The following is a 25282-nucleotide window of genomic DNA, read 5'->3' on the forward strand; positions in this document are numbered from 1 at the left end:
TTCTCACCCCGTGAGGGGTTGGCTGTCTTGCTGGGATTCATTCGTTACATAAAGTTTTTTATGGAGAGTTTGATCCTGGCTCAGGACGAACGCTGGCTGCGTGCTTAACACATGCAAGTCGAACGCTGAAGCCGGGTGCTTGCACCTGGTGGATGAGTGGCGAACGGGTGAGTAACACGTGAGTAACCTGCCCCCGATTTCGGGATAAGCCCGGGAAACTGGGTCTAATACCGGATACGACCAATCCTCGCATGAGGGTTGGTGGAAAGTTTTTCGATCGGGGATGGGCTCGCGGCCTATCAGCTTGTTGGTGGGGTAATGGCCTACCAAGGCGACGACGGGTAGCCGGCCTGAGAGGGCGACCGGCCACACTGGGACTGAGACACGGCCCAGACTCCTACGGGAGGCAGCAGTGGGGAATATTGCACAATGGGGGAAACCCTGATGCAGCGACGCAGCGTGCGGGATGACGGCCTTCGGGTTGTAAACCGCTTTCAGCAGGGAAGAAGCCGTAAGGTGACGGTACCTGCAGAAGAAGTACCGGCTAACTACGTGCCAGCAGCCGCGGTAATACGTAGGGTACGAGCGTTGTCCGGAATTATTGGGCGTAAAGAGCTCGTAGGTGGTTGGTCACGTCTGCTGTGGAAACGCAACGCTTAACGTTGCGCGTGCAGTGGGTACGGGCTGACTAGAGTGCAGTAGGGGAGTCTGGAATTCCTGGTGTAGCGGTGAAATGCGCAGATATCAGGAGGAACACCGGTGGCGAAGGCGGGACTCTGGGCTGTAACTGACACTGAGGAGCGAAAGCATGGGGAGCGAACAGGATTAGATACCCTGGTAGTCCATGCCGTAAACGTTGGGCACTAGGTGTGGGGGACATTCCACGTTCTCCGCGCCGTAGCTAACGCATTAAGTGCCCCGCCTGGGGAGTACGGTCGCAAGGCTAAAACTCAAAGGAATTGACGGGGGCCCGCACAAGCGGCGGAGCATGCGGATTAATTCGATGCAACGCGAAGAACCTTACCAAGGCTTGACATACACTGGACCGTTCTGGAAACAGTTCTTCTCTTTGGAGCTGGTGTACAGGTGGTGCATGGTTGTCGTCAGCTCGTGTCGTGAGATGTTGGGTTAAGTCCCGCAACGAGCGCAACCCTCGTTCTATGTTGCCAGCACGTGATGGTGGGAACTCATAGGAGACTGCCGGGGTCAACTCGGAGGAAGGTGGGGATGACGTCAAATCATCATGCCCTTTATGTCTTGGGCTTCACGCATGCTACAATGGCTGGTACAGAGAGAGGCGAACCCGTGAGGGTGAGCGAATCCCTTAAAGCCAGTCTCAGTTCGGATCGTAGTCTGCAATTCGACTACGTGAAGTCGGAGTCGCTAGTAATCGCAGATCAGCAACGCTGCGGTGAATACGTTCCCGGGCCTTGTACACACCGCCCGTCAAGTCACGAAAGTCGGTAACACCCGAAGCCGGTGTCCTAACCCCTTTTGTGGGGAGGGGGCCGTCTAAGGTGGGACTGGTGATTGGGACTAAGTCGTAACAAGGTAGCCGTACCGGAAGGTGCGGCTGGATCACCTCCTTTCTAAGGAGCACACATCAGAACCCCAACGAACCAGCCGTACGTGTTGGTGTTGGGTGCTCAAGGGTGGAACATCACTTCTTTCGCTCATCCAACCAGCGTGGTGTGGCCTGTGTGCCATGACGACGGTGGTGATCGGGTGGGCTAGGACGAACACGTTATTGGGTCCTGGAATCACAAACCCCGCACAGTGTGTGTGGGTGTGGTTTCAACCAACAGGACCAACCCGACGGCCAGACAGCAGCGTGAAGCGGTTGTGTGGTGGTGGGTGTTTGGTAGTGGTTTGAGAATCGTATAGTGGACGCGAGCATCAAACAACACGAACGTGTTGTTTGTGTAATGTGATTTTTCTTGTCATCATCTAGTTGAGGTGAATGAAACAATTTTTCGCGCACACGAAGCCGGCCCTGTTTGGGGGTTGGGTGAGTGTGTAAGAGCGCATGGTGGATGCCTTGGCATCAGGAGCCGATGAAGGACGTGGAAATCTGCGATAAGCCTCGGGGAGCCGATAAACAGGCGTTGATCCGAGGGTCTCCGAATGGGGAAACCCCGCCACTCGTGAGGGTGGTGACCCGTGTCTGAATATATAGGGCATGTGGAGGGAACGCGGGGAAGTGAAACATCTCAGTACCCGCAGGAAGAGAAAATAACAATGATTCCGGGAGTAGTGGCGAGCGAAACTGGATGAGCCTAAACCTTGTCAGTGTCAAGCGTGCTGGTGTTGCTGTCAGGGTGTTGTGGGGTGTGCATGGTCCGGTTCAGCATGACTGGTCCGCGAGCGTGGTTGGTGTAGTCGAACCTGGTGGGAAACAGGACCGGAGTGGGTGAGAGTCCCGTAGACGAAACATCAGCCTGTCGTGGTGTGTGCGTTGCCCGAGTAGCACGGAACTCGTGGAATTTCGTGTGAATCTGCCAGGACCACCTGGTAAGGCTAAATACTTCCTGATGACCGATAGCGGAATGAGTACCGTGAGGGAATGGTGAAAAGTACCCCGGGAGGGGAGTGAAAGAGTACCTGAAACCATGTGCTTACAATCCGTCAGAGCAGTATCTTGATGACTGTGATGGCGTGCCTTTTGAAGAATGAGCCTGCGAGTTAGCGGTACGTGGCGAGGTTAACCCGTGTGGGGTAGCCGTAGCGAAAGCGAGTCCGAATAGGGCGAGTCAGTCGCGTGTCCTAGACCCGAAGCGGAGTGATCTAGCCATGGGCAGGGTGAAGCGTGTGTAAGAGCGCGTGGAGGCCCGCACCCACTTCAGTTGAAAATGGAGGGGATGACCTGTGGTTAGGGGTGAAAGGCCAATCAAACTCTGTGATAGCTGGTTCTCCCCGAAATGCATTTAGGTGCAGCGTTGCGTGGTTCTTGCTGGAGGTAGAGCTACTGGATGGCTGATGGGCCCTACCGGGTTACTGACGTCAACTAAACTCCGAATGCCAGTCAAGGTTCAGCGTGGCAGTGAGACAGTGGGGGATAAGCTTCATTGTCGAGAGGGAAACAGCCCAGACCATCAACTAAGGCCCCTAAGCGTGTGCTCAGTGGGAAAGGATGTTCAGTTGCGAAGACAACCAGGAGGTTGGCTTAGAAGCAGCCATCCTTGAAAGAGTGCGTAATAGCTCACTGGTCAAGTGATTGAGCGCCGATAATGTAGCGGGGCTAAGTACACCGCCGAAGTTGTGGCAGCACCACGTATAGCCGTAATGGTGTGGTGTTGGGTAGGGGAGCGTCGAGTTGCTGGTGAAGTCGCCGTGTGAACGAGTGGTGGAAGCGATTCGAGTGAGAATGCAGGCATGAGTAGCGAAAGACGGGTGAGAAACCCGTCCACCGGATGACCAAGGGTTCCAGGGCTAGGCTAATCCGCCCTGGGTAAGTCGGGACCTAAGGCGAGGCCGACAGGCGTAGTCGATGGACAACCAGTTGATATTCTGGTACCGACACACAACCGACAGTACCAAAACACATGAGACTAACCCTGTGATGACCCCGTCAGGCCTTCGGGCCTGTGGTTGGGTTTGAGTGGGGGACCTGAGTGTGGAGTCGGTAAGCGTGAGGTGTGACGCAGAAAGGTAGCCAGGCCGTGCGATGGTAGTCACGGTCTAAGGTTGTAGCACGTGGGGGTAGGTAAATCCGTCCCCGCAAGTGTGTGAGAGCTGATGGGCGCCCCACATTGGTGGGGTGATCTGGTGATCCTCTGCTGCCGAGAAAAGCATCGACGTGAGGGTGTGTGTTGCCCGTACCCTATAACCGACACAGGTGGTCGAGTAGAGAATACTAAGGTGATCGAGAGAATCGTGGTTAAGGAACTCGGCAAAATGCCCCCGTAACTTCGGGAGAAGGGGGACCATCCCGGTGAACCATCCTTGCGGTGGGATGTGCTGGTGGTGGTCGCAGAGGCCAGAGAGAAGCGACTGTTTATTAAAAACACAGGTCCGTGCGAAGATGTAAGTCGATGTATACGGACTGACGCCTGCCCGGTGCTGGAAGGTTAAGAGGACCTGTTAACCCCGTTAGGGGTGAAGCGGAGAATTTAAGCCCCAGTAAACGGCGGTGGTAACTATAACCATCCTAAGGTAGCGAAATTCCTTGTCGGGTAAGTTCCGACCTGCACGAATGGCGTAACGACTTCTCTGCTGTCTCAACCACGAACTCGGCGAAATTGCATTACGAGTAAAGATGCTCGTTACGCGCAGCAGGACGGAAAGACCCCGAGACCTTCACTATAGTTTGGTATTGGGATTCGGTGTGGTTTGTGTAGGATAGGTGGAAGACTGGGAAGCCTCGACGCTAGTTGGGGTGGAGTCGATCGGTGAAATACCACTCTGACCATAGTGGATTCCTTAACTTCGGACCCTGATCGGGTTCAGGGACAGTGCCTGATGGGTAGTTTAACTGGGGCGGTTGCCTCCTAAAGAGTAACGGAGGCGCCCAAAGGTTCCCTCAGCCTGGTTGGCAATCAGGTGTCGAGTGTAAGTGCACAAGGGAGCTTGACTGTGAGACGGACGTGTCGAGCAGGAGCGAAAGCTGGGACTAGTGACCCGGCCATGGCTTGTGGAAGCGTGGTCGCTCAACGGATAAAAGGTACCTCGGGGATAACAGGCTGATCTTGCCCAAGAGTCCATATCGACGGCATGGTTTGGCACCTCGATGTCGGCTCGTCGCATCCTGGGGCTGGAGTCGGTCCCAAGGGTTGGGCTGTTCGCCCATTAAAGCGGTACGCGAGCTGGGTTTAGAACGTCGTGAGACAGTTCGGTCCCTATCCGCTGCGTGCGTAGGAAATTTGTGGAGGTCTGTCCTTAGTACGAGAGGACCGGGACGGACGAACCTCTGGTGTGCCAGTTGTTCCGCCAGGAGCATGGCTGGTTGGCTACGTTCGGGATGGATAACCGCTGAAAGCATCTAAGCGGGAAGCCGGCTCCGAGATGAGATTTCCAACTGACTTTTGTCAGGGGAGGTGTCCTATAGATGATGGGGTTGATAGGCCGGGTATGGAAGCACAGCAATGTGTGGAGTTGACTGGTACTAATACACCGATCACTCATCAACCATCCTTTTGGGGTTGGTGTGTGCGAAAAGATGTTTTGTTTTTTCTAGGATGGCTTGAAGTTCACACCCATGGGGTGTGCGTATTACATAGTTTTTGGTGTTCGCGTTCGCTGTGCGGTTCTTGGACCACTACCGCTGACAACTCTTGTGGGTTGTGGTGGTGGTCTGTGTGGTTTTGCGGTGGTGATAGTGGTGGGGAAACGCCCGGTTAACCGTTCCGATCCCGGTAGCTAAGCCCATTCGCGCTGATGGTACTGCAACTTGGTGGTTGTGGGAGAGTAAGTGACTGCCGCAATGTTTTTTAAGGTGATGGCCTCGTCCAGTGTTTGGGCGGGGCCATCACTGTATTCACGGATGGGGTGTGTTGTCCGTGCTTATTGCTACCTGGCGGGGGCCCAGCAACCTCGCGCGGGGTTGCTGCGCCCCCGCCAGGTAGTAATAGGGAGGTGGGGAATGTCTTTTGGAATGGTCCGGAGATCCCTACTTCGGATCAAGTCGTTTTGTCACTAATCTGATTACCATGATGACGCAAGACACTGCGATACAGGAACAATCAACAGACCAGTCAGCTCAGTCGGTTCGGCCACGGTCCCGATGGGTCGGGATCCTTTGGGCCCTCCATTGGGTGCTCCGGATGGGGCTGGCGGTGTCTCTCCTGCCCTACGCCTGGACGAAGATCTTTCACGTTCAGATGGGTTACGCCGACTACGCCGATGCACTTGTCCAATACGGCGAGATGAGCCCCATGGGACTGCTGTGGCGCTTCATGGCGTTCTCCCCGACCGTGCAGTTTCTGGCAGGCCTTGCTGAGCTGATCGCCGTCATCCTGCTGCTCTTCCGGCGCTCAGCCTGGCTCGGTGCACTCATCGCTGCTCTGGACATGAGCGTCGTCTTCCTGCTCAACCTGACGTTCGACGTGCCGGTCAAGCAACTGTCCGGAGCGATGGCGCTGGTGGGTCTCATCCTTCTCATCCCCAATGTGCCTCGAGTCGTGCGATTCGCACTCGGGCGCAGCGTCGGACCTGCAGTCAGCGGCCTCATCTGGCGCAACCGGATCTTCGTCCGGATCACTCGCTGGGTATCCCCGATACTCGCCATCGTCATCATCATCGGCAGCGGTCTGGCAATCGGTATCAGCCTGAGGTGGGGCAGCCCTGGGACTCCGGAGGAGATCTCAGGTGTCTACACTGTCACGGCGTCAAGCAAGACGACCCCGATCGACGGCACCGACCACACGACCGCGGACATCACTCAGATCGCGTTCGGGCAGATCGGGTCCCGCAGCGGCAAGAGAATGAGCGTGCGGTACTCCGATGGTGACTTCCAGGACGGCGTCTACAGCGTCGACGGTCAATCGATCACAGTGGAGCTCTTTCCGGTCCGGAAAGGTGCTCAGGCGCCCGTTCGCGGTCCTTCCGGCACCGTCGAATTTCGGTACTCGACGACCGAGGATGGGGAGTTCTCCCTGCGGACAGAAGACTCGGAACTGACACTGCACAACGATGACGAGCGACGTTTCCTCTTCGACCGCGGCTTCCGATGGGGTCCCGAGGCACCCGTGAATCGCTGAAGGGCGATGAATGATTTGGGGCCCCGCCGATCGGCAGGGCCCCAAATCATCTGTCCATGATCCGGCAGATCAAAAGCCGCTTCAGCGTCCGAACAACTTCGAGAACAGCCCTTTCTTCTTCGGCTTGGCCTCCTTGCTCGGTTCTTCCTCGGCAGAAGTCTCTGCCTGCGCAGGCTCGACAGGGTGGTCTCCACGCGGTCGTTCGTCTTCCGGCTGCTGCTGTCCGCGTGCGGCATCCGAAACCTCCGCGGCAGGCTCTGCGGCTTCGTCGACCCGAGCCTCGGCCGCCGGGGGAGGCTCCGCTGCCGGCTGCTCGTCCGGCACGGACTTCGTGGGTGCAGTTTCCTCTGTCTGAGCAGGCGCCGGAGTTGCCGGGGCCGTCTCAGACGGTGCGGCAGCGTCGTCCGCGGCGGAAGCGGAAGCCGAATCCGGCGTACGGGAGGCTGCGGCCGCCTCGGCGGGGGTGCCCGTGGATCCCCCGGCGGCGGCGAACTGGTCGGCGGCCTCACCTTCCAAGGGAGCGTTCAGATCGCAGTTGGAGATGCGACGCTCATCGTCGAAAGACAGGTCAGCGGAGCCGTCGGCGAACAGCATCCGCAGCCCACCATCGGGCAGCTCCGCCGTCGGAATGCCGCGTTTGACGACGTACGCCTCGACAGCCGCCCGGTGATCGGTCACCGTCGTCTGCGTCAGACCCTGCATGAGCGCGCGCACAGAGACCTTGACCTGCGGTGCGGGCAGGGCGACCTCGGCGGCATCGACGAGCAGCCATACCGTGGTCCCGGCACCGGCGGCGGCTGGATAGTGGGCCCACTTGTCGGTGGCCTCCTTCGACGCCAGGGTCAGGCGCAGTGCGAGCTCCTCATCGAGGGAGAGCTCCGGTGTCGTGAGCTCGGTGACATCTTCGGCGGCCCCGAACTTGCGCACCTCGTGGGAGAGCCCGACGACGGCATCGGGGAAGTCATTGACGTTCTCCCATCCCCACAGCCACGTCTTCTCCCTGCCTGACTCGGAACCGAGCAGATGTGGTCGGGCGCGCAGAACGCCACCGTCGGCCGACGTGAACGTCAGACGCGGGTCGGAGCTGAAGTCGACTTCCCACTCGGCGTCGGCGATGAGCGCACCGAAATGCGTCTGCACCTCCGTCGAGTAGAAGACGGCGCGATTGACCAGGTCCTGCAGAGTTGAGCTCATGGTTTCAAGCGTATGCGGGAGCGCCCGAGAATCGAGGAGGCACGCGGTGCGATGGCCGTGTCAGTGCCTCATGGTGGAGTAGATGTCTCAGCAGAACTGCCGGAATCATCGTCCGTACATATACCTCGGGGAGGAGAACTCATGTAAGGTAGTCTGTTGCGCTTCGCAACTCTCACGACTCTATTGTCAGCCTTTCTTCACTCAGGACGTTCAACGTGGCCTTACTCCGCCTGTCCCTGAAATACGCCAAAAACTACTGGCTCTTCATCATTCTGGTCGTCATCCTGCAGCTGGCCTCGACCATCGCAGCGCTGTACCTTCCCAGCCTCAACGCTCGGATCATCGACGAAGGCGTCGCCAAGGGCGATACCGACTTCATCTGGTCGACAGGCATGACGATGCTGCTCGTCTGCCTCGTGCAGGTCGTCACCGCGATCACCGCGATCTACTTCGGCGCCTGCACAGGGATGGGCGTCGGCCGCGACCTCCGCAGAGCGATCTACCGCCAGGTCGACGACCTGTCGATGCTCGAGGTCGGACGATTCGGCTCCGCCACCCTCATCACCCGCAACACCAACGACGTCCAACAGGTTCAGATGCTGGTGCTCATGACCCTGAACTTCATGGTCTCGACCCCGATCATGTGCATCGGCGGCATCATCATGGCCCTGCGAGAAGACGCCGGGCTGTCCTGGCTGGTGTGGGTGTCCGTGCCCGTCCTGTTCATCGTCGTCGCCATCCTCGTCTACCTCCTCATGCCGCTGTTCCGCCGCATGCAGGACCAGGTCGACGACATCAACGGCGTTCTGCGCGAACAGATCACCGGCATCCGCGTCATCCGCGCCTTCGTCCGCGAACCCTTTGAGACCGACCGGTACGCAGACGCCAACCGTGCCCTGACCGAAACCTCGGTCAAGGTCGGCAATCTGTTCGTGCTCATGTTCCCCGCCATCATGATGATCCTCCACCTCGCGACTGCAGCCGTCCTGTGGTTCGGCGGTCACCGCGTCGACGCCGGACAGATGGAAGTGGGATCGCTGACGGCGTTCCTGCAGTACCTGCTGCAGATCCTGGTGGCCGTGATGATGGGCGTATTCATGATGATGATGATTCCGCGCGCCGTCGTCTGCGCCGAACGCATCGCAGAGATCCTCGACACCCGCAGCACGATGACCATCCCCGCCGGTGTCACGGACCTGCCCGGACGTGGTGAGCTCGAATTCCGCAATGTCTCCTTCGGATATCCCGGCGCCGAGGTGCCTGTGCTGGAAGGACTGACCTTCACCGCCCAGCCCGGGACGACCACCGCGATCATCGGCTCGACCGGCTCCGGCAAGTCCACGATCGTCAACCTCATCCCCAGACTCATCGATCCGCAGGCAGGCGAGATCCTCATCGACGGGATCCCCGTCACCGAGTTCAACCGCCACCAGCTGGCACAGCTCATCGGTCTCGTCCCGCAGAAGCCGTATCTGTTCTCCGGCACGATCGCCTCGAACCTGCGCTTCGGAAACGAGGACGCCACCGATGACGAGCTGTGGGAGGCCCTGCGCATCGCTCAGGCCGACGACTTCGTCATCGAGAAGGAGGACCGGCTCTCAGAGCGCGTCGCCCAGGGAGGCACGAACTACTCCGGCGGGCAGCGTCAGCGTCTCTGCATCGCCAGAGCCCTGACGGTGAAGCCGCAGATCTATGTCTTCGACGATTCGTTCTCCGCCCTCGACGTCGCCACCGACGCACGGCTGCGGGCAGCCCTCGACGAATCGACGGGGGAGGCCACCGTCATCGTCGTCGCCCAACGCGTATCGACGATCCGGGACGCTGACCAGATCATCGTCCTCGAAGCAGGGAAGATCGTCGGCCGCGGCACCCATGACGAACTCGCCGAGGCGAACCCGACCTACCGCGAGATCATCGAATCCCAGCTGACCGCGGAAGAGGTGAACTGACATGGCCGACGACACCTCGACCGAGACCGTGGTGGCTGCGGAAGACGAGTACATTCCCAGCGGCGAGGAGCTGGAGATGAGCGGAGGCACACCTCCGCGCAAGGCCAAGCACTTCTGGCCCTCGGTCAAACGGCTGTTCGGACTCATGGCCAGCGAGAAGAAGGGCATGATCTACGTCGTCGGCCTCGTCGTCGGCTCCGTGGTCCTCACCGTCATCGCTCCCAAGGTCCTCGGCAAGGCGATGGACGTCGTCTACTCCGGAGTCATCGGTGCTGGGCTGCCCGCAGGTGCGAATATCGACGACATCATCGCCGGGGCCCGCGCCGAAGGCCGCGACGACTTCGCCGATATGCTCGCCACCGCCGAAGTGGTGCCCGGGCAGGGAATCGACTTCACCGCCCTCGGGCAGATCATCATCGCCGTCCTGCTCATGTACCTCGTGGCCTCGATGCTCATGTGGGCGCAGGGATACATCCTCAACGCCCTGGTCATGCGGGTCGTCTACCGACTGCGTGAGGACATCGAACGCAAGATCAACCGACTGCCGCTGCGCTACTTCGACACCCGGCAGCGCGGCGACGTGATGTCGCGAGTGACCAACGACGTCGACAACATCCAGCAGGCCCTGCAGCAGGCCTTCTCGCAGCTCGTGCAGTCGGCGCTGACGATCATCGGCATCGGCGTGATGATGTTCATCGTGTCCTGGCAGCTCGCGCTGCTGGCCCTCATCGCACTGCCGCTGTCGGCGATCATCGCCGGTGTCATCGGCACTCGGTCGCAGAAGCTGTTCAAGGCGCAGTGGAAGCACACCGGCGAGGTCAACGGGCACGTCGAAGAGTCGTTCTCCGGTCTCGACATCGTCAGGGCCTTCGGCCGTGATGAGGTCCTGCTCGACGAGTTCGACCGTCGCAACGAATCGCTGTACAAGGCCTCAGCGGGAGCACAGTTCGTCTCCGGCATGATCATGCCCTCGATGCAGTTCGTGTCCTACCTCAGCTATGTCCTCATCGCCGTCGCCGGCGGCCTCAAGGTGGCAACGGGGCAGATGACGCTCGGTGATGCGACCGCGTTCATTCAGTATTCCCGTGAGTTCTCGCAGCCGATCTCCGAAATGGCCGGTGTCGCGAATATGCTCCAGTCCGGTGTCGCCTCGGCGGAGCGGACCTTCGAACTGCTCGACGCCGAGGAGGAGGATCCCGACGAGGTGCAGCGGGAACTGCCCCCGCGCACCCCGGGCAAGGTCGAGTTCTCCGAGGTGAGCTTCCGCTACGCTCCCGAGATTCCTCTCATCGAGAAGGTGTCCTTCACCGCAGAGCCGGGACATACGGTGGCGATCGTCGGACCCACCGGCGCCGGCAAGACCACCTTGGTCAATCTCGTGATGCGCTTCTACGAGATCACGGGCGGAACCATCTTCCTCGACGGCATCGACACCCGCGACCTCAGCCGTTCCGACCTCCGCTCGCATGTGGGCATGGTCCTTCAGGACGCCTGGCTGTATGAGGGCACGATCGCCGACAACATCCGCTACGGTCGGCTGGGTGCCACCGATGAGGAAGTCGTCGCCGCGGCCAAGGCGACGATGGTCGACCGGTTCGTGCGTCAGCTGCCCGACGGCTATGACACGGTCATCGATTCCGACAGTGGAAGCGTCTCGGCCGGTGAGCGACAGCTCATCACGATCGCCCGAGCCTTCCTCGCCGACCCCTCGCTGCTCATCCTCGATGAGGCGACCTCCTCGGTCGACACCCGCACCGAGGTTCTCGTGCAGCAGGCGATGGCGGCACTGCGGACCGATCGGACGTCGTTCGTCATCGCCCACAGGCTGTCGACGATCCGTGACGCTCACACCATCCTCGTGATGGAGGACGGTGCAATCGTCGAGCACGGCAATCATGAGCAGCTGCTTGCCGCACAAGGCACCTACTACCGGCTGTACATGTCGCAGTTCCGCGGGGAGGACGCCGAGGAGCAGTTCACCGCCGAGGTGCTCGCCGAGACCGAGGCCGAGTCCGGTGTGCAGAGCGACGAGGCTGCGGCCTCCGCCGGTGACAGGGCGGACGAGTCGGATGCCGACGGTGAAAGCACCGAGGCGCCGGCAGAGGAGGGGCCCTCGCCGCGGGCCTGACAGGACCGACCGGCCGCAGGGTCCCCGAGCTCGAGCTCGGGGACCCTGTCTCGCATTCACCGCAGAAATCAGACAATGAACGGACATCTGCATAACGATTTCTGCCTGGCTTATGCCGAAATCGACCCGAATGTGACATTGATCTTTCTGCTCTGCCGTGTGGATCTCCGAGCTCGATTCGAAGTTCCTGTGCAGGTGAGAGGACAGCAGCTGGAGCGAACACGAGGGGAGCCATGACCCGGGCGCGCGAACTGTATTGCGAAGTGATAACCATTCGGCACAACACCTCTATCACTTCTGTCATGACCTAAATGAACTAAAGTCGTGCGCACTCCTGTGCCTGCGTATGGTCCAAGCCATAACTGAAGACGGCAACCGGCCAGAACTCTGGAAGGACCATCATGAGACGCTTGGCAATGGCGGCAACATTCGCACTGGCACTCTCCATCGGAGGACTGAGTCCGGCGGTCGCGCTGGCCGACGACAACTCTGCAGCGGACGCAACGGTCGTACCGGCGACAGGAAACGGCGACGCAGAAACCCCGGGTCCGGAGGATCCTCCCGCAGGCCCCGGTGACGACGCTGGTCCCGGCACCGACGGCACACCTGCCGAACCCGGTGACGGGGAGGACTCGACTGATCCGGGCGGCGACGAGAACGCGGCCGATCCCGGTGACGGTGAAGAGGCGGCCGATCCTGGCGAAGGTTCGGGCGAACCGACCGAGGACTCAACCCCGATCGATGCCTCGTTCTCCCTCGACCGGTCGACGATGCCGGTCGACGAGGCAGCTGAAGCCATCCCCTACACGATCACCGGCCTCAAGGCAGGAGATACCGTCACCGCCGAACCGGGCGAGAACGGTTCCACCACCGTCGACAGCGACGGAACGTACAACGGTGAGCTCCGCGGCAACACCGCGCTCAAGGTCGGCGATGTCGTCGACGTCACCGTGGTCGTCGCCCGCGACGGGCAGGAGTCGAAGACCTTCACCGGCAGCGTGGAGATCACCGACAGCCACGATGACTCGGATGCGACCGTCAGCGTCGACCCGCAGAGCCAGACGATCGATTCCTACCTCGACAACGGTGTCGACATCACCGTGAGCAGCTGCGAACCGGGCGAAGAGGTGACAGTCACCATCGTCCGCAAGGGAGAGGACACGAACATCTGGGAAGAGACGAAGACCGCCGGCGACGACGGTTCGGTCTCGGCGTCCTTCATGCCCGGCACCGGTGGCGACGGCTGGATCGGCGACTTCGTGGTCAGCGCAGAATGCGGTGACATGACCGCAGAGACGACATACTCGGTCACTGAGAACGACGACGGAACCGATGCGGATCTCAGCGTCACTCCACAGAGCCAGAAGCTGGCCGACTTCCTCGAGAACGGCGTCAACATCACCCTCGTCAACTGCCACGTCGACTCCGAGGTGACGTTCCAGGTGAGCTCCGCGACAGACCCCGACACCGTGATCTGGGAAGAGACCCAAGACGCCGGTGAAGATACGGCCGGATCCGTACGGTTCGTCCCCGACGGTGACGGCGGCACCGGTTGGATCGGTGACTTCACCGTCGCAGCCACCTGCGGTGACAAGAGCGCCGAGACCACGTTCACGGTCACCGATGACGGCAGCGTCATCGACCCGACGCTCTCGATAAGTCCCGAACGAATCTCCGGAGTGGACTTCATCGACCGAGACAAGGGCGTACAGATGACGCTCACCGACTGCGCGGCGGACGCCGATGCGCATTTCGAGGTGTACTCGGGTGACAAGAGCGAGAAGCTCTACGAGCAGACGGCAACGGCTGATCAGGATGGCACAGCCGGAATCCAGGTCTATGGCCTCGGGGACGATCCCGCGTACTACGTCGGGACGTACCACGTCGTCGCCGCTTGTATGGACGTCAGCAGGTCAGGAAAGTTCGTCGTGACCGGTGGTGAATCCGGCGGCGGAAACGGAGGAGAGTCCGGCGAAGCCGGCGGATCCGCAGGCGGCTCGTCGATGCCGCGTACCGGTGCCGAACTCACCGGCCTGACGGCAGGCGCCCTGCTCATCCTCGGCGGTGGAGCAGCCATCGGACTGGCCCGCCGGAAGAATTGGAGCTGACAGCGGCCGGTGGCCCGTCGGGATGGTGACTGCACCCGGCCCGACGGTGACCAAGGTGGCGGCGAAAGCGACACAGCTCTCCGGCCACAACGGCTCAGGCCCCGAACTCGCAGAGAACCGAGTTCGGGGCCTGATGCATCTCCGAGCAAAGCCGGACCATGTTCCGGGGGCGGTCTCAGCCCTGGGCGACGAGTGTGCGCACGGCCGAGGAGAAGAACCCCTGACCGTCGACTCCACCGCCGGATTCGGGGCCGAAACCGGCCTCGACGGCGTGTTCGGGGTGCGGCATGAGACCGACGACGTTGCCTGCTTCGTTCGTGATTCCGGCGATGTCGCGCAGAGACCCGTTCGGGTTGAAGCCCTGGTAGCGGAAGACCACGCGTCCGGTCGACTCGAGCTCATCGAGCACCTCGTCGGTGGCGACGAACCCGCCCTCGCCGTTCTTCAGCGGAATGCGGATCGTCTCACCCCGCTCGTAGTCGCTCGTCCACGCGGTTTTCGCGTTCTCCACGACCAGGTCCTGGTCGCGGCAGATGAAGTGCTGGTGATCGTTGCGGATGAGGGCACCGGGCAGCAGACGGGACTCGCAGAGGATCTGGAAGCCGTTGCAGATGCCGAGCACCGGCATACCGGCATTCGCCGCAGCGACGACGGACTCCATGATCGGAGCGAATCCGGCGATCGCACCGCAGCGCAGGTAGTCACCGTAGGAGAATCCGCCCGGCAGGATGACGGCGTCGACTCCGGACAGAGTCGAATCCGCATGCCACAGGTTCACCGGGTTCGCACCGGCCAGGCGCACGGCTCGAGCCGCGTCACGGTCATCGAGCGTTCCGGGGAACGTGACGACTCCGACGGAGACGCCGGATTCGGCAGCTGAGGCGGTGGGATCAGCAGCGACAGCGGTCACGATGCGTCCTCGGCCACGCGGACGGCCACAACGTTTTCAATCACGGGGTTCGACAGAAGCTTCTCTGCGGCTTCGCGTGCCTGGGCGAGGACCTCCTCGGTGGCTTCGCCGTCAACCTCGAGTTCGAACCTCTTGCCCTGACGAACCTCACCGAACCCGGTGAAGCCCAGACGGGTCAGTCCGCCGGAGATCGCCTTGCCCTGCGGGTCAAGGATCTCGGGTTTGGGCATCACCTCAACGACGACACGTGCCATGCGTGTACTGCTCCTTTGTGAAAGTGTTCGGGAGTTCCTCCCGCGCTCACTCAGAGTCTACCAACCACGGCCGAATTCCCCGCCCGCGGTCCGGTCGCCGGACAGGCCGGAGCCCTCACGAGTCGAAGCCCATGCCCGCCGCATCGAGGACCTTGAGCAGGGGGCCGCGCCGACCCTCGTTCTCATCGGCCTTGATCAGCGCATTCGTCGTCAGCTTGATGCCCAACCAGGCCACGGGTTCGGGAGGGAACGGCAGGGGGAGCTTGCGCACCATCTCGAGCCCTGTCAGCTCGGTGTCCTCGCCGGAGAGCAGATCGAGCATGACCGTGCCGGCGAACCGGGAAGCACCGACGCCGAGCCCGGTGAACCCGGCAGCCATGGCGACCTTCTTCCCGTAGGCGCTGGTGAAGAACGAGAAGAACCGCGAGCAGGTGTCGATCGGTCCGCCCCATTTGTGAGTGAACTTCAGTCCGGCCAGCTGTGGGAAGGTCTCGAAGAAGTGCTCGGCGAGGGTCTCGAAGGTCTCGGGCCGCTGATCGTACTTCCACGACACCTTCCGTCCGAAGTGATAGACGGCGTCCCAGCCTCCGAAGAGGATCCGATTGTCCGCGGTCAGCCGGTAGTAGTGGAAGCGATTCGCGCAGTCGCCGATGCCCTGGCGGCCCTCCCACCCGATCGCGGCCATCTGCTCATCGGTCAGAGGCTCGGTCATCAGCGCATAGTCGTAGACGGGCACGGTGTGCAGACTCACCCGCTTGAGCAGGGACGGGAACACATTCGTCGCCAACGCCACCCGCTTCGCCGTGATCGTACTGCACTGAGCGGCCGCGCAGTCCTCGATCGTCTCCGCGGTCACGCGGGTCTGGACTCGCACGGTCGACGTCGCATCGCTGACATCGGTGACCTTCGTGCCCTCATAGACGTCGACCCCGAGTTCGCGGATGACGCGCAGCAGCTCCCAGCACAGCTTCGCCGGATTGACCAGCGCGACCTCACGAGAATCCCACAGTGCACCCTTGTACGTCGGTGACTTGACGATCTCCGCGAGTTCCTGCTGGTCGAGGAAGACGAAACCGGAATCCGGATCGTGGGCCTCCCGCAGCTCGGCGACCTGGTAGTCCTCGGTGGCGACGTCGAGTTCGCCCGTGCGTTCGAACTCGACGTCCATTCCGTACTTCGCCACCGCGGCTTCGACGGCGTCGAGGTTCTCCCGGCCCAGCTGCGCGAGCCGATCGTTCTCCTCCGGCAGGTGGGCTTTCCCGTTGTCGTAGCCGTGCGTGAGGCTGGCCGCGCAGAATCCGCCATTGCGCCCCGAGGCGGCCCACCCGATCGAGTTCGCCTCGACGAGCACGACCCGACGGTTCGGGTCCCGTTCCTTCGCCTGCAGCGCCGTCCACAGACCCGTGAACCCGCCGCCGACGACGAGGAGGTCGGTCTCGCGGTCCTCGACCAGCGGCGGCAGCGGCTGCGGGCGGAGGTCGGTATCGAGCCAGAACGGAATGGTCGAGGCGTCGGCCAATGCGGGATGCACGTCCATGTCACTTCACTTTCTTCATGGTGCAGTCGGCAGCTCTCAGGCGGCCATGGTCTTGATGATCTCGGTGGCGTTGCCGCCGGCCTTGCGCAGGACGAACCCGACGAAGCCGAGGGCGGCGAGGGTGAGCACGAACATCACCGTCGACATCGCCGCGACCTCGGGGCGCAGAGCCACGCGCACGGCGGAGAAGATGTAGACCGGCCACGGGGTGTAGCCCGGCTGCTGGACGAAGCTCGAGAGGATCGTGTTGTCGAGGCTGACGGTGAACGACATCAGGGCACCGGCGAGGATGCCGGGAGCCGCGATCGGCAGGGTGATGTCCTTGAACCGGTTCCACGGTGTCGCACCGAGGTCGGCGGCGGCGTCCTCGAGCTGTGTGTCCATGCCGGCGAGTCGGGCCCTGATGATGAACGTCACGATCGCCATGGAGAACATCGCATGCGAGATGATGAGCCTGACCAGACCGTTGTTGAGTGGGGTGATGCCCCAGTCGACGCCGACGGTGACGAACCACGGCAGGAACGAGATGCCGTCGACGATCTCGGGCGTGACCAGGGTCAGACCGAGGATCGCGGTCAGTCCGAGCGCCCACCATGCGCCCCTTCGCGCCCTGGCCAGAGCGACCCCGCCGAGGGTGCCGAAGATCGTCGAGACGATGGCCGTGCCCACGGCCGCCTGCAGGCTCGTGACGATGGAGGAGACGATGATGTCGTTGTTGATGCCGCTGATGTAGGCGTGCAGGCCGAAACCGCGGAAGTTCGCGAGCACCTTGCCGTTGTTGAACGAATAGGCGATGATCACCGCGATCGGCACGAACAGGTAGACGAAGACGATGATGCCCCAGACGTGCAGAGCGATATCGGTCGGTGTCCGACGTGCGAACGTGTTCTTCTTCGGCATCTCAGGCCCTCCCGTCCTGCAGCGGAACACTGTTGAGTTTGGCCGCGATCGCCTGCCCGAGCTTGAGCAGCGCGAATCCGAGGCCGACGACGACCAAGGTGGAGATGATGAGGATCATCGCCATGGCCGCTCCGACAGCCCAGTTCTGTGCGGTGTTGAACTGATTGGCGATGAGCTGCCCGACCATCGAGCCGCTCGCCCCGCCGAGGACGGTTGCCGTGACGTAGTCGCCGTTGAGCGGGATGAACACGAGCAGGCAGCCGGAGACGACTCCCGGCATGGCCATCGGCAGCGTCACCCGCATGAAGGTCTTCACCTTCCCCGCGCCGAGGTCGTAGCTGGCCTCCCGCAGCTTCTTGCCGGAGGCGTCGATGGCGACGAACAGCGGCAGGATCATCAGCGGCAGATAGTTGTAGACGACGCCGATCTGCACGGCCGAGCGGGTGTAGAGGATGTCCAGCGGTCCATCGAGCAGCCCGAGACCCTGCAGCCAGTTCGACAGGAACCCGTCGGGGGAGAGCATGATCTGCCAACCGAGGGTGCGGACGAGGAAGTTCGTCCAGAACGGCACCATCACCAAAGCCAGGGCCAGGGAACGGCGGGCCGGGGAGACCTTGACCGCCAGCCAGTAGGCGAAGGGCAGGGCGATGAGCAGGCACAGGATCGTGCCGACGATCGAGATCCGCAGGGTCGCGAAGAACGTGGAGACGAAGCTTGCGCTCATCGCCTCCGGGTAGCGGTCGAAGGACAGCCGGTCGGTGGCGATAGCCGTGAACTCATCCGGTTTGTAGCCGAAGCTGTAGAAGACGATGAGTGCCAGCGGAACGATGAAGAAGAACAGCGCATAGGCCCACGTCGGAAACGACATGGCCGCCGGGCCGAAGAAACGCGGGGAGAGCCCGCGCCTGGCTGTCTCTGTGGTCGTGGTTGTACTCATGCTCCACTCCTGGCCTGGGCGTCGGCAAAGATCTTCGTGCGGATCTGATCGGCCGGGGTCTGCTTGCTCGGTTCGAGACGGTCGAGGACCTCCTGGGCCGGGAAGATGAGGTCACGTTCGTCGAGGTCGGCTTTGACCGCCTGCTCTTCGAGCCCCTTCGTGCCGATCGGGTAGCCGATGTAGTCGAGCTGCTCGACGGCCGTGTCCGGGGAGATCATGTGGTTGATGAAGGCGTGGGCGGAGTCCGGGTGCGGAGCACCGGTGGCGATCGCCCACGTGTCCGTCCACAGGTTCGCCGACGGTGTCGGGAACACGAACTTCCAGTTCTCCGGGTCCTTGACCTCCGACAGTCCCTGCCGGGCGTCACCGTTGAACGCATGCAGCATCGTGAAGCTGCCTTGGATCATGCCGGTCGCAGCATTGCCGATATAGGCCTTGATGTTCGGGGCCAGCTGGTCGACGACGATCGTCCGAGCCCGGTCGAGTTCGTCTTCGTCCTCGGTGTTGAGGCTGACATCCATGGCGGCCAAGGCGATCGCTGAGACCTCCCACGGGTCCTCGAGCAGCGCCGTCGTGCCGGCCGCTTCCTTCTGCGCGGCGTCGACGAAGTCCTGCCAGCTGGTCAGCTCACGGTCGATCTTCGTCGTGTTGTAGACGAAGCCGGTCGTGCCCCAGGCCTTACAGACGGTGTACGTGTTGTCCGGGTCGAAGTACTGGTTCTTGAAGTTGTCGTCGATGTGTTCGAAGTTCGGGATGAGCGAGAGATCGAGTTCTTGGAGCAGATCATGGTTGAGCATCTGCGGAACGTTCGATCCCGTCGGGACGACCACGTCGTAGCCGGAGGTGCCCCGTGAGGTGGAGAGCTTCGCGGCGAGTTCCTCGTTCGATCCGTACGAGTCGACCTGGACGAGCACGTCATACTTCGATTTGAACGTCTCGATGAGTTCCGGAGCATCGTAGTCGCCCCACGAGTAGAGGTTGAGCTTCGATTCGAGTTTGCCGTCGGTCGGCGGCGACGCCGCCATCTTCGTGGTCGTTCCGCACGCGCTCAGTGCGCCGAGGCCTGCGACACCGAATCCGGCCAGCAGCGCTCGCCGGCTCAACCTCGCCGAGGCGGCCCGCGGGGCCAGGAATGTCACATCGGGTCGTGTGCGGGCCATCTCAGGCACCGCCCTCGACGGCCGCGGCCGGCAGGCCAGGCTCACGGTCGTACACGGTCACGGCGTCGGCGTCCCAGCTCAGCTCCACCTCGGTGCCGGCGCTGATCGGCTCCCGCCCGGCGGCGGGGACGCGAGCGAGGATCTCGTCGTTGTCGCCGACGACGATCATGTACTGGATGACGTCGCCTAAGAACGAATACGAGATCACCGCGCCGCGTGCCGTGTTCGCGTCCCCGGAGGCCTCGCCGGCCGGGGCGACGTGCATCCGTTCGGGGCGGATGGCTGCGCGCACCCGGTCGCCGACGGTGAGATCACGGGGTTCACCGGCAGCAGTGGACGGTCTGAGTGTCAGCGTCGGGGCCGTGAGCACGGCGTTGGCCGTGCGCAGGGTCGCGGTCGTCGCATCGGTGGACGCCACCTCGGCGGAGATGAAATTCTGCTTGCCGATGAAGCCGGCGACGAAGCCGTTGTGCGGATTCGCGTAGATGTCCTCACCGGTCCCGATCTGCTGGATGACCCCGTCGTACATGACGACGATGCGGTCGCTCATCGCCAGTGCCTCGTCCTGGTCGTGGGTGACGAAGACGAAAGTCGTGTCGAGTCTCGTGTGGAGTCGTTTGAGTTCGAGCTGCATCTCCTCGCGCAGCTTCCGGTCGAGCGCGGACATCGGCTCGTCGAGGAGGAGGACCTGCGGGCGGTTGACGAGCGCCCGGGCCAGGGCGATGCGCTGCTGCTGACCGCCGGAGAGCTGTTCGGGTCTGCGTCCGGCGAAGTCCTCCATCTGGACGAGTGCCAGGGCCTCTCTGACCCGTTGGGCGATCTCCGGCTTCGGAACCTTCGCCTGCTTGAGTCCGTAGGCGATGTTGTCGGCGATGTTCATATGCGGGAAGAGCAGGTACGACTGGAACACCGTGTTGACCGGCCGGCGGTGCGGCGGCAGGGACACGATGTCCTTGCCGCCGAGCAGGATCGCCCCGTCGGTGGGGGTCTCGAAGCCGGCGATCATCCGCAGCAGGGTGGTCTTTCCGCAGCCGGAGGGACCGAGCAGGGAGAGGAACTCGCCCTTGCGGACGTTCAAGTCGAGGCGTTCGATGGCGGTGTTGTCGCCGAAGACCTTCTTCACTCCCTGGATCTCGAGGTGGTCGAGTCCGGTTTCCGCAGAGGGCGCCGAGGTGGCTGTGCTGGTCATGATGGCCTTTCGTCGTCAGCGGGCTGAGCCGGTGGTGGTCGGTGCGGACGTGGTGGTCGGTGTCTGAGGCGGCAGGGCGTCGTGGACGATGCGGCCGTCGCAGATCGTCAGAACGTTGGTGATTCCGGCGATGTCGGTCGTCGGCAGTGTGAAGGGGTCGGCGCTGGCCAGGGCGAGGTTCGCCGGCCGCCCCGGTCGGATGCGGCCGTTGTCGGTCGAGCGCAGGAGGTGGGCCGAGCCTGCGGTGTAGGCACGCAGTGCCGTCGTCAGGTCGATCGCCTCGTCCGGCAGCAGCGCAGCGGCGTCCGCGGCGGTCGGGTGTGAGCGGTTGAGCGCGACATGGATCGCCTCCCACGGGTTCGCCGTCGACACGGGCCAGTCCGAGCCCATCGCCAGATGGGCGCCGGTGCGGTTGAGAGAACCGAAAGGGTAGAGCCAGCCGCTCCGTTCGGCACCGAGGAACGGTAAGTTGAGGTCGATCATCTGCTCGTCATGGCAGGCCCACAGCGCCTGCAGGTTCGCGGTGATGCCGAGTTCGGCGAAGCGCGGCACATCGGCGGGATCGACGACCTGGACGTGGGCGATATGGTGACGGCGTTCGCCGGTGTCAGCTGCGCCGGTCGTCCCGGTGCCGGCCGTGCCCTGGCTGCGGACGGCCTCGAAAGCGTCGAGGGCGGCCTTGACGGCGGCATCGCCGATCGCATGGCAGTGGATGTCGAAGCCGGCCGCATCGAGGGCCGCGAACGAGGCCTCGAGGTGGGCTTTCGTGAAATAGCTCGTTCCGAAGCCGCCGCAGGTGCACGTGTATTCGGTCGTCATCGCCGCGGTCCGGGATTCGACGATCCCGTCGAGCATGAACTTCACCGAGGTGGCGCGGAAGCGTCCGTCGGCACGGGCGAGATCGGTCAGTCGGGCCACCTCGGCGTCGATGTCGGTGACCCCGCGCGGCCACCACAGGCTGCCGACGACCTCGGAATGGAGCTCGCCGGTCTCCGCCGCCCCGGCGTAGGTGCCGTACGGGTCGCGGTGACCGCCGTAGTCGCCGACGATGGCGTCCATCCACGCAGTCACACCGAGGGAGTTGAGATAGCGCTGGCCTTCGCGCAGGCCGGCCAGGACCTCCTCGTCGGAGGCGGCGGGAACGTGGGCTGAAACGAGGTCGATGGCCGATTCGTGCAGGCACCCGGTGGGTCGACCGGTCGAATCGGTGACGATGATGCCGCCGGCAGGGGCCGTCGACGTCTCGTCGAGTCCGGCCGCGGTCATCGCCTGCGTGTTCACCCATGCCGAATGGTGGTCGGCGCTGAGCAGGATCGCGGGCCGATCGGGGCAGGCCGCGTCGAGGATGTCGGCACTCGGGTCTCCTCCGGGGAAGTGGGCCATCGACCAACCGCCGCCGATGACCCAGTCGTTCGCAGGGTCGGTCGCGCCGTCATGACGGGGCGTCTCGGCGACATAGTCGCGGATCATCTGCAGCGCCGCCTCGAGGCTGTCGGCTCCGCTGATATCGCAGGCCAGGGCCTCCTGGCCGCCGAAGGTCGTGTGCACATGCGCATCGACGAATCCGGGAGTGAGCAGCTTGCCGGCGGCGGTGATCGTGCGCGCGGCGGGCACCGCTGCGGGACCGGTGCCGATCTCGGCGACGATCCCGTCGCGGATGCTCACGCGATCCTCGGGGCGCAGAGCCTCACCGTCGAAGATCGCGACGTCGAGGATGTCGAGGTCCATCGGTGCCTCCCGGCTGCTGTGTCGTGGCAGAGGCGGATCGCAGAGTCCGCTCTCTGAGTGTGTTGTGGATCACTGTGAGGTCACCTTAGCGGAAGTTCTCCCCCGATTCCACTGATTCCGTTGCCGAATTGCGGCTATGTTGATGGAAACTGCAATGCAGATTGCCAGTGATGCTGAATCAGCGTCTCATTCCGCGATATTCGCACAGTAGTTGTTGGCGGCTCGGCTGTCGGCGACAGCGGGCGCGAGGTGGCCGGGGAGTCTCTGGGAACGACGAAGCCGCGGGGCACCGACTGTGCGTCGGTGCCCCGCGGCTCACGTGCTGGCGCTCTGGGGCGCGCAGGGTCTCAGGCGGGGAACGTCTCCCCGGTGAGCTTCTCGAAGGCCTCGATATAGCGGGCGCGGGTCTTCTCGACCACCTCGGCCGGCAGTGCCGGGGGAGGAGTGTCCGACGCCTTGTCCCACCCGGATTCGTCGGTCAGCCAGTCGCGGACGAACTGCTTGTCGAAGCTCGACTGAGTCTTGCCGACCTCATAGCCCGCGGCGTCCCAGAAGCGAGAGGAGTCAGGGGTGAGCACCTCGTCGCCGAGGACGATCGTGCCATCGGACAAGGCTCCGAACTCGAACTTCGTATCGGCCAGGATGATCCCGCGTTCCCGGGCGATCTGCTCGGCACGCTGGTAGATCTCCACGGTCAGATCGCGCAGCTTCTCCGCCGTCTCCGTCCCGACGGTCTCGGCGACGGCGGAGAAGCTGACGTTCTCATCGTGGTCTCCGAGCTCGGCCTTCGTCGCCGGAGTGAAGATCGGGGGCTCGAGGCGGTCGGCCTCGACGAGCCCGGCCGGCAGTTGGATGCCGCACACGGACCCGGTGGCCCGGTAGTCGGACATTCCCGAACCGGTGAGGTAGCCGCGGGCGACGCACTCGACGGGGAACATGGAGAGATTCTGCACGATCAGCCCGCGCCCGGCCACGGCGGCCGGCACATCCGAGCTGATGACATGGTTGCCGATGACATCGGCGAGCTGATCGAACCACCACAGGCTCAGGCCGGTGAGCACCTTGCCCTTGTCCGGGATCTCCGAATCGAGCACCCAGTCGTAGGCGGAGATGCGGTCCGAGGCGACCATGAGCAGCTGCTCGGCGCTCGCGGCATCGGCGGCGTCGGCGGGAATGTAGAGGTCGCGGACCTTCCCCGAATACACATGCTTCCAGCCCGGCAGCACCGGGGCGACCGGGGCGGGGGCGGCGTAGCCGGAAGCGAGCTCGATGCGCCCGGCGGCGGCTGCCTCGGCGATATCGGTGCGATGCTGCTCGCCGTCCCATGCGATCTCGTCGACCGCGGCATAGGCCCTCGCGCGGGCATCGTCGAGGTCGTCACCGAGGGAGACGACGGAGAGCACACGGCCGCCGGAGGTGACGATGTCACCGGTCTCGGCGATGTCCTTCGTGATCACGGCGTCCTCGGGGGCGAACCCGCCGCTGGGGCCGGTCGCGAGCTTCGTGCCCGCGTGCAGGACGCTGACATCGGGCAGGGTCGCGGCGGTGTCGAGCCCGCGGATGATGTCCCCGGTGCTCGGCGTGGCCGGGTAGTTCTCGGCGGCCATGACCACGGTCACCGAGGAGCGCGGATCCCATTCGAGGGCCTCGACCTCGTTGAGGCGGCCCTCGGCGGCGGCGAGCAGCGTCTGCCCCAGGGGGCTGGCCAGCCGAGCGAGCACGGACTGCGTCTCCGGATCGCCGAAGCGGACGTTGAACTCGATGACGCGCAGGCCTTTCGACGTCAGCGCCAGACCGCAGTAGAGCAGACCGGTGAACGGGGTGCCGCGGCGGGCCATCTCATCGACGACGGGTTGGGCGACGGTGTCGACGATCTCCTCGACCGTGCCGGCGGGCAGCCATGGCAACGGCGAATATGCGCCCATTCCGCCCGTGTTCGGGCCGGTGTCGCCGTCGCCGATGCGTTTGAAGTCCTGCGCCGGGGCCAGGGGGACGGTGGTCGTGCCGTCGCAGAGGACGAACAGGGACACCTCGGGGCCGTCGAGGTAGTCCTCGATGACGACGCGATCGGAGACCTCGAGGCAGGAGCTCGCATGCGCCAGCGCGGCATCGAGGTCATCGGTGACGACGACTCCCTTGCCGGCGGCCAGGCCATCGGCCTTGACCACGTGCGGGGCACCGAATTCGCGCAGCGCGGCGGCGGCCTCATCGGTCGAATAGGCGACGACGGTGCGGGCAGTCGGCACGTTCGCGGACTCCATGACCTCCTTCGCGAACGCCTTGGAGCCTTCGAGGTGTGCGGCGTCCGCGCTGGGGCCGAACACGGGGAAGGAGGCTTCGCGCAGAGCATCCGCAACACCGGCGACCAGCGGGGCTTCGGGCCCGATGACGACGAGGTCGACGTCGAGGGTCTCGGCCAGCGCGGTCACGGCGGCGGCATCCGAGGCGTCGACGGCCTCGGTGTGGGCGATCTGCGCGATCCCGGGATTGCCGGGAGCGGCGATGACGGCGTCGACCTGCGGGTCGCGTGAGAGAGCAAGGACGAGGGCGTGTTCACGGGCGCCCGAACCGATGACAAGAACCTTCACGCCAC

14 protein-coding genes and 3 rRNA genes are annotated in these 25282 nt (G+C 63.1%); 7 read left to right on the forward strand and 10 right to left on the reverse strand.

Features of this window, described 5'->3' with window-relative positions:
• The first annotated feature begins 57 nt into the window (after window positions 1–57).
• From CXR29_RS02655 to CXR29_RS02670, 4 genes are all read left to right on the forward strand, one after another.
• Window positions 58–1589 (forward strand): 16S ribosomal RNA (locus CXR29_RS02655).
• A gap of 417 nt (window positions 1590–2006) precedes the next feature.
• Window positions 2007–5125, forward strand: a 23S ribosomal RNA gene (locus CXR29_RS02660).
• A gap of 176 nt (window positions 5126–5301) precedes the next feature.
• Window positions 5302–5420, forward strand: a 5S ribosomal RNA gene (gene rrf, locus CXR29_RS02665).
• The 16S, 23S and 5S rRNA genes sit together here, the layout of an rRNA operon.
• Before the next feature lie 351 nt (window positions 5421–5771).
• Complete coding sequence (locus CXR29_RS02670) at window positions 5772–6695, forward strand: DoxX family protein (protein WP_241241565.1); 924 nt, start codon at window positions 5772–5774, stop codon at window positions 6693–6695.
• Between the two features lie 81 nt (window positions 6696–6776).
• Here the strand turns inward: CXR29_RS02670 and CXR29_RS02675 are convergent, their stop codons facing one another.
• Window positions 6777–7889 carry a DUF6882 domain-containing protein gene (locus CXR29_RS02675; RefSeq protein WP_101555941.1) on the reverse strand — a complete coding sequence of 371 codons (1113 nt, stop codon included), beginning with the start codon at window positions 7887–7889 and terminating at the stop codon, window positions 6777–6779.
• A gap of 215 nt (window positions 7890–8104) precedes the next feature.
• Here CXR29_RS02675 and CXR29_RS02680 point away from each other — a divergent pair, with 215 nt between their 5' ends.
• From CXR29_RS02680 to CXR29_RS02690, 3 genes are all read left to right on the forward strand, one after another.
• Window positions 8105–9838 (forward strand): ABC transporter ATP-binding protein, encoded by a 1734-nt coding sequence (locus CXR29_RS02680; RefSeq protein WP_101555942.1) that lies wholly within the window; start codon window positions 8105–8107, stop codon window positions 9836–9838.
• Between the two features lies 1 nt (window position 9839).
• On the forward strand, window positions 9840–11966 hold the full coding sequence (locus CXR29_RS02685) for an ABC transporter ATP-binding protein (RefSeq protein ID WP_420897589.1): 2127 nt from the start codon (window positions 9840–9842) through the stop codon (window positions 11964–11966).
• Window positions 11967–12367: 401 nt separating this feature from the next.
• Complete coding sequence (locus CXR29_RS02690) at window positions 12368–14074, forward strand: hypothetical protein (RefSeq protein ID WP_127363811.1); 1707 nt, start codon at window positions 12368–12370, stop codon at window positions 14072–14074.
• Between the two features lie 175 nt (window positions 14075–14249).
• On the opposite strand, the gene purQ is transcribed toward CXR29_RS02690, so the two are convergent.
• From purQ to purD, 9 genes are all read right to left on the reverse strand, one after another.
• A complete protein-coding gene (purQ, locus tag CXR29_RS02695; protein WP_101555944.1) occupies window positions 14250–14984 on the reverse strand; it encodes a phosphoribosylformylglycinamidine synthase subunit PurQ in 735 nt (244 codons plus the stop codon).
• Complete coding sequence (gene purS / locus CXR29_RS02700; protein WP_025780534.1) at window positions 14981–15238, reverse strand: phosphoribosylformylglycinamidine synthase subunit PurS; 258 nt, start codon at window positions 15236–15238, stop codon at window positions 14981–14983. Before purS ends, purQ begins: the two co-directional genes overlap by 4 nt.
• Window positions 15239–15353: 115 nt before the next feature.
• Window positions 15354–16775, reverse strand: a complete 1422-nt coding sequence (locus CXR29_RS02705) for an NAD(P)/FAD-dependent oxidoreductase (RefSeq protein ID WP_127363812.1) — start codon at window positions 16773–16775, stop codon at window positions 15354–15356.
• Window positions 16776–16811: 36 nt separating this feature from the next.
• On the reverse strand, window positions 16812–17675 hold the full coding sequence (locus CXR29_RS02710) for an ABC transporter permease (protein ID WP_025780532.1): 864 nt from the start codon (window positions 17673–17675) through the stop codon (window positions 16812–16814).
• Between the two features lies 1 nt (window position 17676).
• A complete protein-coding gene (locus CXR29_RS02715; RefSeq protein WP_127363813.1) occupies window positions 17677–18612 on the reverse strand; it encodes an ABC transporter permease in 936 nt (311 codons plus the stop codon).
• A complete protein-coding gene (locus CXR29_RS02720; RefSeq protein ID WP_164742761.1) occupies window positions 18609–19772 on the reverse strand; it encodes a polyamine ABC transporter substrate-binding protein in 1164 nt (387 codons plus the stop codon). Before CXR29_RS02720 ends, CXR29_RS02715 begins: the two co-directional genes overlap by 4 nt.
• A 1-nt stretch (window position 19773) precedes the next feature.
• The gene (locus tag CXR29_RS02725; RefSeq protein ID WP_127363815.1) at window positions 19774–20961 is read right to left on the reverse strand and encodes an ABC transporter ATP-binding protein; all 1188 of its coding nucleotides are present in this window, start codon (window positions 20959–20961) and stop codon (window positions 19774–19776) included.
• Between the two features lie 15 nt (window positions 20962–20976).
• Window positions 20977–22689, reverse strand: a complete 1713-nt coding sequence (locus CXR29_RS02730; protein WP_127363816.1) for an amidohydrolase — start codon at window positions 22687–22689, stop codon at window positions 20977–20979.
• Window positions 22690–23036: 347 nt separating this feature from the next.
• Entirely contained in the window at window positions 23037–25277 is a 2241-nt protein-coding gene (gene purD / locus CXR29_RS02735; protein ID WP_127363817.1) for a phosphoribosylamine--glycine ligase, read from the reverse strand.
• Between the last annotated feature and the right edge of the window lie 5 nt (window positions 25278–25282).

The organism is Brevibacterium linens (assembly GCF_003999335.1).
Taxonomy (GTDB): domain Bacteria; phylum Actinomycetota; class Actinomycetes; order Actinomycetales; family Brevibacteriaceae; genus Brevibacterium; species Brevibacterium linens.

Coding starts and splice junctions, on each gene's coding strand:
- CXR29_RS02725 (WP_127363815.1), bottom strand. CDS start 20,961: ATGACCAGCACAGCCACCTCGGCGCCCTCTGCGGAAACCGGACTCGAC.
- CXR29_RS02690 (WP_127363811.1), top strand. CDS start 12,368: ATGAGACGCTTGGCAATGGCGGCAACATTCGCACTGGCACTCTCCATC.
- CXR29_RS02715 (WP_127363813.1), bottom strand. CDS start 18,612: ATGAGTACAACCACGACCACAGAGACAGCCAGGCGCGGGCTCTCCCCG.
- CXR29_RS02720 (WP_164742761.1), bottom strand. CDS start 19,772: ATGGCCCGCACACGACCCGATGTGACATTCCTGGCCCCGCGGGCCGCC.
- CXR29_RS02710 (WP_025780532.1), bottom strand. CDS start 17,675: ATGCCGAAGAAGAACACGTTCGCACGTCGGACACCGACCGATATCGCT.
- CXR29_RS02685 (WP_420897589.1), top strand. CDS start 9,840: ATGGCCGACGACACCTCGACCGAGACCGTGGTGGCTGCGGAAGACGAG.
- CXR29_RS02705 (WP_127363812.1), bottom strand. CDS start 16,775: ATGGACGTGCATCCCGCATTGGCCGACGCCTCGACCATTCCGTTCTGG.
- purS (WP_025780534.1), bottom strand. CDS start 15,238: ATGGCACGTGTCGTCGTTGAGGTGATGCCCAAACCCGAGATCCTTGAC.
- CXR29_RS02675 (WP_101555941.1), bottom strand. CDS start 7,889: ATGAGCTCAACTCTGCAGGACCTGGTCAATCGCGCCGTCTTCTACTCG.
- CXR29_RS02730 (WP_127363816.1), bottom strand. CDS start 22,689: ATGGACCTCGACATCCTCGACGTCGCGATCTTCGACGGTGAGGCTCTG.